Here is a 17,170-nt window from a genome sequence, read left to right on the forward strand (position 1 = left end):
TCTGAAGCTAAAAAATTTAATGATAAGAGCGAAGAAAGGCCGGAGAATCCCAGCCTTTCCAGTTTAAAAGGGGCATTATCTGCCTTTCGCTTATTCAGTAGAGACCATTGCCCTTCGAATACAGAGAGCTGCGCCCCCCCAGGTCACACCAAAACCAAAGACCATCATCAATATTGCAGCGGTTGTCATATTCAAGCCTCCGTAGCACCAGGGAAAGAACGGGTGGCAATCAGGCAGCCAGTCAGCACCATGGCAGCCATTAAGCCCCAGCCAAACATCAGCTGTTCCACAGCGGCGTAGCCTCCATAATTTTCACTGAGAGCGGTGGTCAGGTTATTACCGACAATCACCAGCAACAGGCCAACACAGAGGTAACGAATACAAAACTCCCACCATGTACCCACAACAATCTCGGACACCTGGTTTACATGAGTTCTGAGCTCAGGCAGCTTTCGGAACACCCAGGCCACCAGCACCAACTCAATCAGGCAGCTGGTTAACAAGGCGACATTATTTATGTAGTAATCCACCAGGTCGAGCAACAGCAGGCCACCGTTGGTTGCAAATGCCAGGGAAAGCAAAGCACCGGCAGAGCAGATAATGGCCGCAGCTTTACGACGATGCCACCCCATTTTATCAACCGCTGAAGAGACAATGGCTTCCATGATGGAAATATGGGAACTGAACCCAGCCACGACCAGGGCAATGAAAAACATTGGCCCCAGCAACCAGGGCATGGGCAGCAGATTAATGGCCGTTGGAATAGTGACAAACGCAAGGCCGACACCAGAGCTGACCACTTCCGTCATCGCCACGCCCTGCTCTGTCGCCATATACCCCAGCACCGCAAAAATCATCACCCCGGCCAGCAGAGAGAAACCGCAATTAATAAACACCGTCATAATGGCGTTGTTATTAATATCGGACTTCTCAGGCAAATAACTGGAGTAGGCAATCATAATGGCAAAGCCCACACTCAGGGTGAAGAAGATCTGGCCATAAGCCGCTGACCATACCTTCGGGTCCAGCAGCGCACTGAAGTCAGGCTTGAACATCCAGTTGACACCATCCGCGGCTCCCGGCAAAAACAAAACCCGAACCGTGAGCACCACCACCATGATAAACAACAGTGGCATCATGATTTTCCCCAGGCGTTCAATACCGGTTTTCACCCCGGTAAAGGTCGCGTAAAAGCTGACGGCCCAGGCCACCAGCAGTGGTACCACAATATGCAACTGAAGCGAGCCAAGGCTGGACGGGCTATTGTCACCACCCAACTGCAAATACTCATTGAAGAAGAAACTGTTGGCGTCGCTTCCCCATCCCTGAGAGAAAGAGAGCCCAAGATACGAGATCCCCCAGCCGATAATCACCACGTAGTAACAGGCAATGACCGCTGCAATCAGAACCTGAAACCAGCCCAGGTACTCCATTTTACTATTAAGACGGGCAAACGCCCTGGGTGCAGAGCCACGGAGTTTCTGGCCCAGGCCAAACTCCATGATCATAAAAGGAATGCCCGCCGAGAGCATCGCAAAGAAATAAGGAATAAGAAATGCGCCCCCGCCATTTTCATAGGCCATATAGGGAAAGCGCCAGATGTTGCCAAGACCAATTGCCGAGCCGACGGCCGCGAGAATAAACCCGGTGCGTGAGGCCCACTGTTCCCGTTGCATAAAAACTCCAATGCAAAAAAATCGAGAAATAGGGAAAATGCCTGTTGCCGCTGATCTCAGGTGCGAAATCGAAGTCCCAACGCCTGCAGGGGTAGCGCAGGTTTTGAGGTACGGCGTACGCAGCGGGTAAGCTGCAAAAGTACGTAAAAGCCGAATTCGGGTTCGGCTTTTCTTTCATCGTTCGTTACTTTTACAGAAAACTGACGATTGTTATATTGATTCAGATCAATAAATCCTGACGAAGAGGGGCGCCTTCCTGAAGCTGACCGTTTCGGTAGGCTTCAAGCAGTAATTTAAGTGCGGTCATTTCGGACTCCAGGGATTTCCCCACATCCGTGTCTGCCACCCGCTTGCGGTTGGTCTTTTTCAACACCCGCATTTCAGAATTCACCCCAACGCCCTGGCAAACCACTTCTTCCGGTGAGCGGAATGATTTGTGCGACACAAGCCGTAAGCCCCAGGAGTTATAAATCAAAGTGTATCCAGCCAAACCGGTCTGGGACTGATAGGGCTTGGAAAGCCCTCCATCAATCACCAGCAGGCGACCATCGGCTTTGATCGGGCTCTCCCCGTCAATGACTTTGACCGGCGTATGCCCGGTGATGATATGGCCATGATCCGGGTCAAGCCCAAACTCAGCCAATATTTTCCGGCAGGTTCCAGCATTTTCTCGCAGCTTGAAGTAAGTATTCAATGCTTCTTTGTGCAACGGCTTGTCAGTGGTGAAGTAGCGCTCAAAGGTGGCCATTTTCCGTTTGGCAAACATGGGGGAGCGAGGCCCGGTCCATAGATACCAGAGCCAGTCCGCATCGGTTTTATCCCCCGTGTAATGGGCTCGACGAACCAGCTCTTCAAACTTGTCCAGAAGCGCCTTACCGGCGTATTCCTGGCCATCAATGGTCAACTTCTGAAACTCACCCTCTTCATCCAGAAGAATACAGCCGTGGTAAAGCAGGTTGCCATTATAATTGAGATACAGGCTGCCATTGGTGTAAAAGAAGCGGATGTGCTTCTGGAGTTTTTCACTGTTGCTGAAGTAAAACGTCAGGCGGTCAATGACCTCCTGCTCTTCTTTGGTCAAACGACAGGGGTCCGAAGGGTCAATGGTGGGAAAGTGGCAGCTGGTGAGGGGGTGTTCAGTACCATCAATACACACCGTTCCCTTCCCATAATCAATCTGTTCCAGAAGGTTACGGTCTTCCATCTGAAACTCCCGCCTTTGCCCAACCAGCTGCCCTTCCAGCTTGAACTGGATAACCGCAATGGCCTTATGCATTCTGGCAATCAGCTTGCGGTCCTTCTCCGCATAATACTCTTCACTGGTTTTGCTTTGCCGGGGCATAAACTCCAGGCAGGGGTCCTCCCGATAAACATCCATCGCCAGATGCCCCAGAGGCAGCATGTTAATGCCATAGCCTTCTTCCATGCATTCGAGGTTACTGTACCTCAGGGCAATACGAATCGCCGTCGCCACCATCAAGGGATGTCCAAGGGCTGCCCCCATCCACAGGATGTCATGGTTACCCCACTGAATATCCACGGCGTGGTAAGCCATCAGCTCATCCATCACCTTATCCGGAAAGGGCCCACGGTCGTAGATATCACCGATGATATGGAGCTTGTCCACCGCCAGCCGTTGAATAACTCTGCTCAGGGCGATAATAAACTCATCGGAGCGATCCAGCTCAATAATGGTGTTGATGATCTGGTAATAATAATCTTCTTTATTCAGTTGCGTACTTTCGAGGTTCAGCAACTCATCGAGAATATAGGCAAAATCCTGAGGCAGGGATTTTCTCACCTTGGACCGGGTGTATTTGGAAGAGACCACCTTGCAGACAGAAATCAGGCGGTAAATATTGACCCGATACCAGTCATCCAGCCGCTCTTCCTGGCTCTTCACCAGTTTCAGCCGTTCACTGGGGTAACAGATCAGGGTGGCCAGAAACTTCTTTTCCTGGTCGGAGATGGAGTAACCAAAAATATCATCAATCTTGAACATCAACACGCCCGATGCCGTGCGCAGATGGTGGGAGAAGGCCTCATACTCCCCATGGATATCGGTAAGAAAGTGCTCCGTCCCCTTGGGCAGGTTCAGAATCGCCTTGAGGTTGATCAGCTCGGTGGTAACTTCGGCAATGGTGGGGTATTGCTTGGCGAGCAACTTCAGATACTCGAGTCCTTTCATGGGGCTCCGGTATTACAGTGCATTGTTTTATTCACTCCCAAAAGGGCCTGGCAACTAAAAGTCTATCTGTCAAATAGTCATCCGTCGTTTATTCCTGAAGTTTATCAAAAATAATCAATTCCGATCAAAGCAATCTTACCCTTTAATACTGAACACAACCCAAGACTGCACACAATACTGGGCTATTCTTGCTATCTGTTAGCTGTTGATAAGCAACTGCAAAACCGTATTCACTTCCAGTAAATGTCAACACAAACGGTGATCACATGAAAATCGGACAAAGGCTATTACTGCTCCTTATGCTCCTGGGAATAACCTTCCACCATGAAGTTAAGGCCTTCAGTCTGAACATGGCAGAGGAAAACTATCAATTCCTTCTGGAAGATATGGCTCCATTCCTTTGTCATGAGGAAAAAACCAGTACCAGGCATGGCGTTTTCCTCAAAAAAAGCGAAGGAGAGACATCCCCAATTATCGCTGCCATGGCTCTCAGCTCACACGCTCAATTGGACACTTCAGAAATTCTTTGTAAGGAGCAGTTTTTTCCTGAACCCTTTAAGCAACCTGTACCACCTGAGTTTATTCGCAACATTACAGTGTCATCCACCGACCAGCTGCAACAGGTGCTGACAGCACCGTCAATAGGTGCCACCTTTAAACCTCAAGCGTTTCAGTACAACCCGACCATTGGCAGGAGTGTATATATATGGGAATGGTCTGAAATGAAATCAGAAGCCAACGTCTTGGATGACTCTTTTCTCCTGAATGGCCCTGCAGTAATAAATGGCTCCCCCTCAAAACACGCAATAAGCCTGATGAAACAGAGTTTTATGTTTGCACTGATGGGGACTTCACTCATTTTTATAGACTATTTGACGGGAGGACTCCCCAGCTACACATTTATGATTCTGGGATCCGCTTCCTTACCTTTCTTCATGGAAAAGTACAGTCACAACCACTGGGGAGATGCTTTGAGTGCCCGGTTCGACAGATGGACTGCAAATGGTCCCCTTAAATTTGCAGGCCATCTATCACTCCCCAACCTATTGTATAGAATGCAACAGTTTGTTGCCTCAACCGTTGATCACTACTTTCCTGAAGGGAAAAAGCAGTGATCTCCACCCAGAGTAGGCGGGCTTACACTTCGCGAATCACCCACCCAGCTGCGCCAGGTTTTCAGTACTGCCAGTAAGCCCCTGCTCCAGAAAATGACTGTCTTCTTTCAGCTTCAAAGACTCACAAATCCGGGAGACCAATTCTTCTTTCTGATCATCATGCTGCAGCAGATCTCTCAGATTAATGCCCGACTCAGCAAACAGGCACAGCTGCAGATGTCCGAGACTGGTCACTCTCAGGCGGTTGCACCCCTCACAGAAATCTTTTGAGTACGGCATAATCAGGCCAACCGAGCCCTGGTAGTCGCTGTGGCAATACTCCTGGGCCGGGCCAGCATCCCTTGAGCGAGCCATCCTGACCCACCCCTTGCTCAGCAGCTGATCACGAATTTTCCTGCCAGGGAAGTGGTGTTTATTGAAAAAGGCCTGATTGCCTCCAGTCTGCATCAATTCAATAAAGCGAATGGAAACCGGGTGTTGCTTGATCCAGGCCAGAAAAGCATCCAGCTCGTCATCATTAATGCCTTTCATGGCCACAGCATTGACCTTGATGGAAGGCAGCCCATGCTCGAAGGCCTTTTCAATCCCGGCCAGAATTTCCCGCAGACGGTTGTGCCCGGTAATCAATTCAAAGGCTCTGGGGTCAAGGCTGTCGACACTGACATTAATGGCATCAATACCGGCATCCAGCCAGCCGGTCACCCGCTGATCCATTTTGTAGCCGTTGGTGGTCATCGCCACCTTGCGGATACCCGGTACCTGACGAATGATCTGGACAATATCCGTAAAGTCCTGGCGCAATGTGGGTTCTCCGCCCGTCAGGCGGATTTTTTCAACGCCCAGAGCCGCAAAGGCCACTACCAGACGACGGATTTCGTCCAAGGTGAGGGCTTCATTGTGATTATGATCAAGGCAGCCATCGGGCAGACAGTAGTTGCAACGAAAGTTGCAAAGGTCGGTCACGGATAGCCGCAAATAAGGGAATCGCCTTCCCTGAAGGTCTTGCAATGTTTGCATAGAACACCTTTCCAATCGCGGGAGGCTGCAGAATTTCTTCCACAACCCTGGTGGCTGAGGGTATGCATCGTCTCAACCACGGCTTCCAGCCCATAAGATCCAGAGGCCTGAATCCTTTAGGTACCGAAGCTCGGCGCTCGCAGTTACTGTAAAATTGAAAAGGAATAGTACCGGTTAACGGGCTTAAAAACCATGATTCATGGCAATCCCGGTCAAAAAACAGTCCCTTTTTTACCTTGAAACCTGCAGCATTCGGGGAGGTGCTCAAGCGCTCTCTTAAGACTCTTTTGAAAATGAGGCTTAACCTGCACTTACCTCTCATAAAAATTTGGACCATGGGCGACCATTGACAAATCCAGCCGCAAAGAGAAGCATTGACCCTCCTGTAAATGGCCCCCAACTTCTTTTCAGCCTCTTTTACCATGACAGTGACCCCCATGACATTGAAAGTCAGACCCGCCGTACTGGGTATTGCCGCCTTCAGTGGCACCGGCAAAACCACCCTTCTGGAAAAGCTGATCCCCCTGCTGAACGCCATGGGTTTGCGAATCGGGATGGTCAAGGCTTCACACCATGATATTGAGCCTGACCCTCCGGGCAAAGACAGTTATCGTCTGCGGAAAGCGGGTACTTCACAGCTGGTACTGAGCACGCCCCGGCGCTCCATCTGCATAACTGAATATCCGGAAAACCACTCTCGCAGGCTTGAAGAACAAATCCGGCTGCTGGACCTGGAGCACCTTGACCTGGTGTTGGTTGAAGGGTTCCGTGAAGCCCCCATCCCCAAAATAGAGCTGCACAGAAGCGACTATCTCTCCGATGGAAAGGCAAAGCCCTTCCTGTTCCAGCAGGATCCCCATATTATGGCCATTGCCTGGGACCTCAACCCCGGGGTACAACTGCCCCCTGAGTTGGCTGAACTGGACATCAACCAACCGGAACAGGTGGCTGACTACATTGCACAGTTTATTGACCGGCACTGGCAGCGCTCTGACCTGACCAGTGAAACCACTGCCGGGATCTCCGGCTCTCACCAAAACATTCACCAAGAGACAGAAAGGGGCTGAAAATGAGCGACTGCTGCGCCACAGATGGTTTGATGCGACTGGAAGAAGCCCTTGATCGACTGACCCAGAGCGTTCAACCCATCAGGGAGACAGAAAAGGTTTCCCTGGAAGCCAGCCTCGGACGGGTGCTTTCTGAAACCATTGTTTCCCCTATCAATGTGCCCTCCCATGACAATTCAGCCATGGACGGTTATGCCCTGCGCCTCAAAGACCTTGACAATAACCACACCCTGCCCCTGGCTGGCCAGTCTTTTGCCGGTCACCCCTTTCAGGGAGAGGTGCCCTCCGGCCACTGCATTCGTATCATGACCGGCGCCAGTGTGCCAAAAGACACAGACACTGTGATCATGCAGGAGCAGACGGAAACCATTGCAGAAACCAGTAACAGCAAAAGCAGCATACGCTTTCTGAAAAAGCCTGAAAAAGAGGGGAATAATGTACGGAGGGCCGGGGAGGATATTGCAGAAGGGCAGCAGGTGCTTGTCAAAGGCAGGCGACTGAAGCCCCAGGATGTAGGTCTTCTGGCCTCTCTGGGTATTGCCCGGGTACCTGTCTTTCGACAACTGACCGTTGCCGTTTTCTCCACCGGCGATGAACTCTGTCTGCCTGGAGAGAAACTGGGCGAAGGGGATATTTACGACAGCAACCGTTTTGTTGTGAAAGCCATGCTCAACAAAATGGATATTCAGGTGATCGATCTGGGTCGAATCCCCGATGACAAGGACAAGCTGCGTTCCGCTTTTCAACAGGCGGATAAAGAAGCAGATGCCGTCATCACCTCCGGTGGTGTTTCTGTAGGAGAGGCCGATTACACCAAAGACATCCTGGATGAGCTGGGAGAAACCGGCTTCTGGAAGCTGGCTATCAAGCCCGGCAAGCCCTTCGCTTTCGGTAAACTGCCCAACAGCTACTTTTTCGGACTGCCCGGCAACCCGGTTTCTGCCACGGTCACCTTCCAGCAGCTGGCAGCTCCCGCTCTTCGCCATATGATGAACCAGTCCCCGGAAAACAGAGTTGAGCTGTCCCTGAAAAACGACTCTGCCCTGAAAAAGAAACCCGGCCGCAGGGATTTCCAGAGAGGGGTACTGACCCAAAACCCGGATGGGGAGCTGGAAGTCAGCTCCACCGGCAGCCAGGGGTCCGGCATTCTCAGCTCCATGAGTCGGTCTGACTGCTACATTATCCTGCCGGAAGAGCAAGGCAACGTGGCAGCGGGAGAACAGGTCAGGGTTCAACTATTTGATGAACTGTTAAGTTGACACCCCATAAGAGATAATCATGCCTCCCAGGCTTTCAGGGCCTGGGGGCTGAGCCCCCTACAGAAAGCTGCTTGCTTCTCTGAATAAACGACCAAACCCTTTGGAATCCAACATGTAGAAAACACACCATTGCGTCTAAGTCGTATTTTTGGAAAAAACGTTTCCGTCATTATACGGCCCCACCCAGTCACTGATGGGTCTGCCATATAGGAAATGCCACAATTGCGGTCAATAGCCGGTTTTGTTCATATACGCCCCTTAACGTATTCTGCGGGCATTGTGCCTGTCGTTAATAACGGAATTCACATGCAATCTATTCAGGCTTCAGCCAGTGGCTCCGACGTCAAGGTGTCGTCATCCCGCACCCTGATTCCCTGGCTCAGCGTTCTTGGGCTGGTTTACATGCTGCTGGTGGCTGTCGGTATGATCGGCGATGGCTTCAAATGGGCAGCAGGTGGAGCAGAAGGGGCCGCAGCCCTGTTCCAGTTCGCCACCAACCCTTTTATGGGGCTGATTATCGGCACCATGGCCACCGCACTGGTGCAATCCTCCAGTACCGTCACCTCCATTATCGTCGGCCTGGTTGCCGGTGGTCTGCCGGTGAATATTGCCATCCCCATGATCATGGGAACCAATATCGGCACGACCCTCACCTCAACCCTGGTCAGCCTCGGCAGCCTGGGCAAGCGGAAAGTATTCCGCCGCTCATTTGCCGCAGCCACTGTGCACGGTTTTTTCAACGTGCTGGCCGTCTTTATTTTCATGCCCTTGGAAATGCTGACCGGCTTTTTTGAAAAAAGCTCCGCCTGGCTTTCCGGCATCATCTACAGCGATGCAGGCTCTGGCGCAAGCGGTCTCGACTTTATCAAGCCCTTGACCAAACCCGTAGTCCATCTGTTTGCTGACCTTTATCAGCTGCTGCCTGGAAGAATCGGGGGAATCGTACTGGCGCTGACGGGTCTGGTCTTTATTTTTGTGTCCATCACCCTGCTGGGAAAAATTCTGAAGCAGTTAATGGTCGGCAAGGCTAAAGATCTGATGCACAAAGCTATTGGGCATGGTCCCCTGAGCAGCATTACCTCAGGGGCTCTGATCACCTTTCTGGTTCAGTCATCTTCAACCTCCACCAGCCTGGTCATTCCCCTGGTGGGCAGCGGTGTGTTCAAGCTCAAAGAGATATATCCCTTTACCCTTGGGGCCAATATCGGCACCTGTATCACTGCCCTGCTGGCAGCTACCACTCTCAGCGGCCCAACCGCTGCTGCAGGCCTGCAGATCGCCCTGGTGCATGTGTTGTTTAATGTCAGTGGTGTTCTGCTGATCTACAGCAATCCGTTCCTGAGAAATATCCCCTACCGCACCGCCCGTCGTTTTGCCCAGGTGGCCAGCCGACGCAAGTCCCTGGTGCTGGCTTATGTCGCAGGCGTCTTTTTCATCCTTCCCGGACTTCTGATTCTGGTGACCGGCTGAACAGGGTATATTTATTTCAACAAGATGACGAAGATGTCATAAAACTGTCATAAAGACCTTTTATGTTTGCACCCAGTGATTACTTGATAAGCACCCGAGGTGCAGCTCTTTATGTCAACGTCTGAAATGTCTGAAATGACATCCACCGCAAAACAGAAAATTGATTACAAGGCCATGACCACCCGTCATTATGGCCGGATCTGGATGCGGGTTATTCTCTGGGTATACGCACTGCTGGTGGCCGTCAGTGTCATTGGCTCCGGCTTTAAACTGGCCGTGGGTGGTGGGGAAGCTGCCGCCCAGCTGTTTGGCTTTGCCAATAATGCCATCATGGGCCTGATTGCCGGTACTCTGGCCACAGCTCTGGTTCAGTCCTCCAGTACCGTCACCTCAGTTATTGTCGGCCTGGTGGCCGGTGGCCTGCCGGTTCAACTGGCCATTCCCATGATCATGGGAGCCAACATTGGCACCACCATCACCAATACTCTGGTGAGCCTTGGCCATATCCGATGCGATAAAGAGTTCAAGCGGGCCTTCTCCGCTTCCACCGTTCACGATTTCTTCAACTGGCTGGCCGTACTGATTATCCTGCCACTGGAACTGCTGACCGGTTTCCTGACCAAAGCCTCTTCCTATATGGCAGAACTGTTGGTGGGCGGCCAGAGCATGTCCATCAAAAGCCTGAACTTTATCAAGCCACTGACCTCGCCTGCAGTGGATATTTTCAAAGGGTTTGCCGGTGTGCTGCCGGACCACAAACTGGCGGGCGCAGCCATGATTGCGGCGGGTATTTTCCTGATCTTTATCTCCGTGGTGCGTCTGGGCAAGCTGCTAAAGAAAGTCATGGTCGGCCGTGCTAAAGAAGTCCTGCATAAATCCATTGGTCGTGGCCCACTCAGCGGCATATTCTCCGGTGCCGCAATGACGGTAATGGTGCAGTCCTCATCCACCACCACAAGCCTGATGGTTCCCATGGTGGGCAATGGCCTGTTCACAGTTCGCCAGATGTATCCCTTCACACTGGGCGCCAATATCGGGACCACCATCACCGCACTGCTGGCAGCTACTGCCATCACGGGTGCTGCCGCCCTGCCAGCCCTGACCATTGCTCTGGTACACTTTTTCTTTAATATCAGTGCGGTTGTGTTGATCTATGGAATCAAGTGGCTCCGGGAAATCCCGCTGTTCATGGCAGACAAACTGTCTGACCTGGCGGTAAAAAACCGGATGTACGCCTTTGGTTACCTGATTCTGGCGTTCTTTATCCTGCCCGGCATCATTATTTATCTGACCGCCTGACCCTCTCAGACTGCTTTTCCTCTCACCCTGTTGGCCGAACTGTGGTCAACAGGGATTTTCAACCCCTACGCTCTCTTGGTATCATCCTCCTCCCCGTTGCCTGACCCAATGCCCAGAGCAAAAGTGAACCGTTTGCGTCACCTGCAATCCTGAGCACCCGACAGTCAATTGTTTTTTACGTTAAGCAACCGGTCACACAACTCCTGTTTGCCAATAGATACCAACCCGGATGATCAACCACTCCCGTCAGACCTTCACCAAGGCTATGCTGTGCTCCCTGGCACTGCACCTGGCCCTGATGCTGGCGCCTCATCACACAACCAGTGCCATGGTGGCCGAAACATCCGGAACCTCTGAGTTGAAACTGACCCTGGCCAGGGCTCAAATGCCTATAGCAAATGAACAGCCATCGACCCCAGTGGAAAGTAACCACCAGGAACCTCCGCTTAAGGAAAAAACCGAAGCGACTGAACCGGTTGCCTCCAACCAGCCCGAACAACCAGTAGTGCATACTGACAGTAAGCCCGACAAGGCCAGCAAAGCGTTTCCAACCCCACGCCAGACTGAACCCGCTCAGACTTCACAAGAAACAGCACCCCCAAAGGAACCCACTGAATCCACGGATCCGCAAAAAGAGAAAAGCGACTTACCCACTGTTGTGGCCAACTCATCCGCAAAGGACGACCTGGGTGAATCCAGTGACACTGAAATACCCGTATCTGCCAATCAGGCCAATGCCATGACCGCCTGGGTCTCAGACCTGAAACAGCGGATCAACCAGCATAAGCGCTACCCGCGCCAGGCACTCCGACGTGGATTGGAAGGTGATGTTAAGATTCAGGCGGTTATACAGGCTGACGGAGAACTGGTTACAGCCGAAATACTATCCGGAGACCGGCGATTCAAAAGCAGCAGCCTGAAAGCCCTGAGCCGGGCACTGCCCTTTCCTCCCCCCCTGGGCACCCTTGCACCCGTTACGGTTTCTTTTTCTATCCACTATGCTATTGATTAGTCACGATTCATAGCTTCCAGTTTTACTTTTTCACACCCCCCGAACTTTTTAACGGTTTTCGGGTCTTAATAGGCTACCGGGCTGATTTTTATTAATGGTCAGTGTGATTTACTCAGACATCAATAAAGCCTCTCTTTGAATGACTCTGCCGAAATTAATGTCAGAGCACTTGGCCATGGAGCCCCCCCTCTCAGGAACCATTATGTATTTTAATAAACAAATCCTGTCTGTTACTCTCTCTTTTCTGGCACTGGCCTTCTTCACAGAAGTTGACGGCCAGGATTTGCTTTTGGAAGAAACCTCTTTATTGGAACGCTCGCTTGAAAAACAATTCCATCAATTCCCCCCTGTACCTGCAGGTTTGCTGATGGGGTCAGACCTTCCTTTTTTCCTACGGTCCTATTTCACAACGACCATTAAAGAACCAGAAGAAATAACAGCTCCCGAACTGTTGTCATTACCTGACCCGTCCTACGCTGAGAAAGCACTGGAACTAGCTATGGAAAGGGAGGGCAACTATTATGAAGACCATGAGACTCCTAAGGAAGAAACTCTCACAGCAGAAAGAAACCCTTTTTCTGATCCTGATGAAAGCGACCCTGATATTTCAACCAGTCAACGGCATAATGGTAAAGTACCCGGCATAGTGATGCTGGTCATTGGTGATCCTTCTATTACCCAACCTCTGCAAGATGGCGGAGGTAATTCAAAACATGAAGCACCGCAATCAGATTCAGACTCAGAAGATGACGAATCATATGAAACAGCAGATGAAGAAGACAATACATCGAATGAAAATAGAGAGCCAGAACCGAAAGCCCCCCCCCAACAAGAAGCACCATCACCTTATGAAAAGGTTTGTAGCTTATTCGAGATAGATCCAGACCCAGATCACCAGGAGGTAGCAGAACACACTCCAGAAAACTTGAAACCGTTCGGGAACGGTATTGCCGTTTTTCATACTGGAACAGAACACGATCTATTCAAGATATTCATTAAAATCATCAACAGTCCAAAAGTACTGAATGAATACGGAAAATTTGAAGGCACCTTTACCGACTGCAATCAGGGTGCAATCAGGGAATTAGAGGAACTCATAAACTCAGGCAGTAGTTTTTTCCTTTTCATTATCGATAAAGAAACCATTGGTCAGCTTAAGGGATCGGGGTTGGAGCCGCCAAGTGCAACGGCCAATTTTGTTAGCTATTGCCTTCACACACTTTATATGATGCCTGTTAACTATGAAACCGGAGTGCCCTTCACCACGTTGACGGATATCAAATACACAAATAATTTTTCAGGTCAATTTCTGGATATACGACAGCCATCCCAAATGAAACAATGCCTTGAGCGTATAAAATACCACTCCAGATCGGTCACCCGATAATCACTCTAAAACCAGCTGGTCAGTGCCTTGTCCAGCTGGTAAATATCGTCCCGATAGCGAACCCGGCCACTGGCATCAGGCCAGGCGGTAAAGTACATAAAATAGACTGGAATCGAATTTTTTAATCGTATTTTCTGAGTGCTGCTGGTGGTCAACCCCTGGTTTAACTCTCCCAATAGCCCCTGTTCCCGGGCTATTCGCTGGATCAGCACACCAATGCCCTCAACCCTTGTGCACCCCGAACTGAAGGAGCGAGCCTCTCGCTCAAACAATTCAGGCCGATTGGTGTCGTGAAGGTAGATGCCATAGTCATTGGGTAAGTTTAATTTGAACTGTCCCAGCCGGTTCAGCACACCCGGTTCCTGCTCCAGCCGGAAATGAAACGTCCGGGCTGTGACGGAAGCCCAGTTGACCGACTCCAGAGGCACTTCCGCAGCATCCGCTGCCCAGCTCCTGTAGGTTCTGAACCCTTCGCGACGGAAAAAACCGGGCTCCTTCTTTTCCTTATTCAACAGGCTGTAGGCAGCAATACTGTGGGGCACTTTCCAGGTGGGATTCACTGTGATGCTCTCAATCTCATCCTGAAACACCGGGGTCTGTTTATTAGGGGTGCCAATAATGGCTTTGTGCTCCTGAACCACCAGAGGCGCCGTGACATATCCCACCCGGTATCCTGTGATGTCGACCCGGATGTGGGGATAGGGCAGTTCACGGGGCAGCCAGCGCATACGCTCCATATTGGCTTTAAGTACCCGGATTCGCTGATTGGTAACGGCCAGAAGAGCCTGCCGTGTGAGCGTCCCCATTCGTCCATCCGGCCCCAGATCAAACTCCAGTTGAACTTCGGTCAGAACATCTTTATGGGCCTGAGTGAACCTATTTTCAGGAAGCGAATCCGCCAACCCCAGATCCTGCAGCCATTTATTCAGACGATTCACCATGGGGTGCTGATCCCCTTCAAAGAGAATCAAGTCATCCGGGAACCAGTTAACCGCCTGCTGACGCCACTCTTTGAGCTGCGCCATGGCTTGCTTCAACATCACATACTGCGGGATACGGGACTCAATGGCACTGAGCGATGTAAGGTCTGAGCGGTTAAGGTTGAGTATGGGTCGATCCTGAATCTTCCAGCCCGGCTGAAACAGGTTTCGATCCAGCACCCCCTGATCAATATACTCCGCATACTCCCGGGCAATGGCCTCAACCTGGGTATTGGTGGGGTTCTGGGAAAGCACCAGCCAATGGTCCGTAGAAACATCAATACCATGCTCCGGCAGGCGGGATAACCAGCCCAGCCAGGAGGGTTTGTCCGGCTGAGCCTGGGCGGATACTTGTGCTGATACTGAATACAGAATCAGCGCCACTGCAATAATTCGGCGCATCACTTCCTCTGTCCTTTTCTGTCCCTGAAAGCGTCAAAACACTGGCAGTTCACAACCGGTGTTTTTCCAGTACTTTTATGGACTTAAGAAGAAGACACCCTGTAAATCAACGTGGGTTATACCAGCGGCTTCAGGAGCCGCTGGAAGGTGGACCCTGAACCCTGGAGAGGAGTTTTTTACAACGCTCCCCAGGCTGAATATCCGGACAACGCTGAATAAAAGCCCTGGTGAAATCATCTTTTTGAATGAGTTGATTGACCGGCGAGTCCTTCTGGTATTTGACCAGAAAGTGAAACAGTTGAACCTCCGATGCCTGCCGGTTAAAAGAAGGCCGCTTTTGGGGGAAATCACAATACACCGGGTAATAATGAATGGCGGGCAGAGCTGAACTGAGGGATGCAGCTACACCCCTCAAGTGCTGCTGTCGGTCATCAATAAGAATGACCTGATCCGGAGCACCACCACCGCCGCCCTTCAGGAGCTTGACCAGGGTTTCCCCCTTGCTGTTACCATGGCTGACGAAAACAACCCCCTGTTCAATATGAACCGTCCTGGCTCCATCCAGCTTCAAAGCCCGATGTTTACCCAGATCTGAAAAGGCCAGCCCAACCCGCTTAAGCTGTTTCAGTGTGGCCTGACGAATAGCATCCCCCCGGGCTGTCATCCCAATCACCGTGACGCCCTTGTGCTGGAGCTTTCTCAGCGTGCGGGGAAGGCTCTGGTCCGTTAGCTGAACCGGTACCCTGAGATAAACCGCTTCCAGCAGAGGGTCAATAATCGCAGAAAGCTCCCCCTTATTGAGTCCTGGATGCATCTTCTGCTGCTGTGCCAGCTGGTCGTAAAACATGGCTGAATTTCCCAGCCACTGCCCTTCCGGTGTGGTGATGGCAGTATCGTCCAGATCCAGCACCACCAGAGTCCGGGATGGGTGCAGCTCCTGTTTCAGCCATTGCTGAAGAAACTCCCCCGGTCGAGAGGTGACCTGCTCGGACTGTAGAGCACACTGCCCAGAACTTCCCCAGAGAGAAACCATAATCACCATACCAGTTAACACTTTTGATAGTAGGGAAAGCGACTTCATTACAGCTTCCTTTAGATATGAATTCAATCTGAAGTACTTAAAGGCCAATAGCTAGAGATGTTCTTCCATCTTCAGGCTCATATTTATCATATTGATTAGAAGGTGAGATGATTTAATCTTCTTCATCCACCTGATGCTCACCGCTCTGTTCCAGTGTCTTGAATTCCTTTTCTGCCGATACATTTGATCCTGCAGCCTCAGTATCATAGTCAGTCAATGAGCTTTGTGCTTCGTAATTATATGGTTTGGTCTTATCAAGCCAATCCAAAATCGCAGAACTTAAATTGCCTTGAGTTTCAACTGTAAAATCCAGGAAAAATGTAGATTCCAGGTCATGTTGGAAAGGGTGAAGATCGTGGCTGAGAGCCTGTTCACTATTTGGCTGTTGTTGACTTTCCAATAAACCTTCCTGCTGATCAACACTGGTAGATAGAGGATGAGAACCACTATCGCCTTTATTTGATTCATGGAGTTTTTGTAATGACTCTGGAAGTTGGTTAATAGGCACATGCTTTAAGATGTCTTGGTTACCTCTTGCTATAGCCAGATCTGCAATCAAAACAGGGGGGCCGATCCTATCACCGCTATTGCTTTCAATGTTTCCAACATCAGGAGCATCCAAAGGTATGGAATTGCTCCAGGAAAAATTGGGTCTTTCCCTATCGCCACCCGCTGCACCTCCCCCAAACATTGAATGCTCACTGGGTCCACCGATTCGACAAGTTAGAGAACGAGCCTTTTTTCCAGACCGTTTCCCTTGCTTTCCTGCACACTGCCCCTGGCCTCCACCACACTGTTTGCCTGCCGCTTTTAGCTGACTGAAACCACCAGCCGCCCAGTCCATCTCAGTAAGCGCCATTTCTCCATGTTCAGATGGGTGCACCTGAATAACTCCCAACACTCTACGGTCATCAATGGCCAGTTTATCAATAGACGAATCTGGCCCCAGCCGCACCAGCACATCACCCGAAAAAACGGCAGAGGGCGTAATCAAGGGCTTGGTATTCTGGTAGGACGGGAAGGAAGGATCCAACTCAGGCAATATCAGTGCCTGTTCCGGTATATCTAGGGAAGGTGCGATTAAGTCCCCAGCCATGAGATAATACTCCCATCGCTTCCAGCTTGAGTTTCTGTCCATGAGCCAGCTTAGTTTCGCAGACAGTGAGTTTGTCCATAAACGCAGAACCACCCGCAAAGAGCGCTTTCTGGCAAAAATG

15 protein-coding genes and 1 riboswitch are annotated in these 17,170 nt (G+C 50.9%); of the genes, 7 read left to right on the plus strand and 8 right to left on the minus strand.

The features are described from left to right. Positions 1–90: 90 nt before the first annotated feature. From ACNRUY_RS15310 to ACNRUY_RS15320, 3 genes are all read right to left on the minus strand, one after another. Positions 91–189 carry a MetS family NSS transporter small subunit gene (locus ACNRUY_RS15310; RefSeq protein WP_488112514.1) on the minus strand — a complete coding sequence of 33 codons (99 nt, stop codon included), beginning with the start codon at positions 187–189 and terminating at the stop codon, positions 91–93. 2 nt (positions 190–191) lie between these two features. Further along, positions 192–1,676: a sodium-dependent transporter gene (locus ACNRUY_RS15315; RefSeq protein ID WP_488112515.1), complete on the minus strand. Its 1,485-nt coding sequence runs from the start codon at positions 1,674–1,676 to the stop codon at positions 192–194. Between the two features lie 220 nt (positions 1,677–1,896). Then, positions 1,897–3,864: a fructose-1,6-bisphosphatase gene (locus tag ACNRUY_RS15320; protein ID WP_488112516.1), complete on the minus strand. Its 1,968-nt coding sequence runs from the start codon at positions 3,862–3,864 to the stop codon at positions 1,897–1,899. Between the two features lie 266 nt (positions 3,865–4,130). On the opposite strand from ACNRUY_RS15320, the gene ACNRUY_RS15325 reads away from it, so the two are divergent. After that, positions 4,131–4,979: a hypothetical protein gene (locus ACNRUY_RS15325; RefSeq protein ID WP_488112517.1), complete on the plus strand. Its 849-nt coding sequence runs from the start codon at positions 4,131–4,133 to the stop codon at positions 4,977–4,979. Between the two features lie 36 nt (positions 4,980–5,015). Here ACNRUY_RS15325 and moaA read toward each other — a convergent pair whose 3' ends face one another. Continuing rightward, positions 5,016–5,996 (minus strand): GTP 3',8-cyclase MoaA, encoded by a 981-nt coding sequence (gene moaA / locus ACNRUY_RS15330; protein ID WP_488112518.1) that lies wholly within the window; start codon positions 5,994–5,996, stop codon positions 5,016–5,018. Next, positions 5,985–6,144, minus strand: a riboswitch (molybdenum cofactor riboswitch). It overlaps the preceding gene by 12 nt. 274 nt (positions 6,145–6,418) lie before the next feature. Here moaA and mobB point away from each other — a divergent pair. The 6 genes from mobB to ACNRUY_RS15360 all read left to right on the plus strand — a co-directional run bounded on the left by mobB (position 6,419) and on the right by ACNRUY_RS15360 (position 13,490). Next, entirely contained in the window at positions 6,419–7,063 is a 645-nt protein-coding gene (gene mobB, locus ACNRUY_RS15335; protein WP_488112519.1) for a molybdopterin-guanine dinucleotide biosynthesis protein B, read from the plus strand. A 2-nt stretch (positions 7,064–7,065) separates the two neighbouring features. Further along, positions 7,066–8,322 (plus strand): molybdopterin molybdotransferase MoeA, encoded by a 1,257-nt coding sequence (moeA, locus tag ACNRUY_RS15340; RefSeq protein WP_488112520.1) that lies wholly within the window; start codon positions 7,066–7,068, stop codon positions 8,320–8,322. 306 nt (positions 8,323–8,628) lie between these two features. After that, positions 8,629–9,792 (plus strand): Na/Pi symporter, encoded by a 1,164-nt coding sequence (locus ACNRUY_RS15345; RefSeq protein ID WP_488112521.1) that lies wholly within the window; start codon positions 8,629–8,631, stop codon positions 9,790–9,792. A gap of 111 nt (positions 9,793–9,903) precedes the next feature. Next, complete coding sequence (locus tag ACNRUY_RS15350; protein ID WP_488112522.1) at positions 9,904–11,091, plus strand: Na/Pi symporter; 1,188 nt, start codon at positions 9,904–9,906, stop codon at positions 11,089–11,091. Between the two features lie 229 nt (positions 11,092–11,320). Next, a complete protein-coding gene (locus ACNRUY_RS15355; protein WP_488112523.1) occupies positions 11,321–12,103 on the plus strand; it encodes an energy transducer TonB in 783 nt (260 codons plus the stop codon). 202 nt (positions 12,104–12,305) lie between these two features. Next, positions 12,306–13,490 carry a hypothetical protein gene (locus ACNRUY_RS15360; protein ID WP_488112524.1) on the plus strand — a complete coding sequence of 395 codons (1,185 nt, stop codon included), beginning with the start codon at positions 12,306–12,308 and terminating at the stop codon, positions 13,488–13,490. Positions 13,491–13,495: 5 nt separating this feature from the next. Here the strand turns inward: ACNRUY_RS15360 and ACNRUY_RS15365 are convergent, their stop codons facing one another. The 4 genes from ACNRUY_RS15365 to ACNRUY_RS15380 form a co-directional block, all read right to left on the minus strand. Continuing rightward, positions 13,496–14,872: a L,D-transpeptidase family protein gene (locus ACNRUY_RS15365; RefSeq protein WP_488112525.1), complete on the minus strand. Its 1,377-nt coding sequence runs from the start codon at positions 14,870–14,872 to the stop codon at positions 13,496–13,498. A gap of 130 nt (positions 14,873–15,002) precedes the next feature. Next, positions 15,003–15,953, minus strand: a complete 951-nt coding sequence (locus tag ACNRUY_RS15370) for a DUF2608 domain-containing protein (protein WP_488112526.1) — start codon at positions 15,951–15,953, stop codon at positions 15,003–15,005. Positions 15,954–16,065: 112 nt separating this feature from the next. Next, positions 16,066–16,995, minus strand: a complete 930-nt coding sequence (locus ACNRUY_RS15375) for a hypothetical protein (RefSeq protein WP_488112527.1) — start codon at positions 16,993–16,995, stop codon at positions 16,066–16,068. Continuing rightward, on the minus strand, positions 16,988–17,170 hold a 183-nt coding region (locus tag ACNRUY_RS15380; RefSeq protein WP_488112528.1), incomplete at its 5' end, for a hypothetical protein. The genes ACNRUY_RS15380 and ACNRUY_RS15375, both read right to left, overlap by 8 nt.

The organism is Endozoicomonas sp. Z74, from assembly GCF_057680865.1.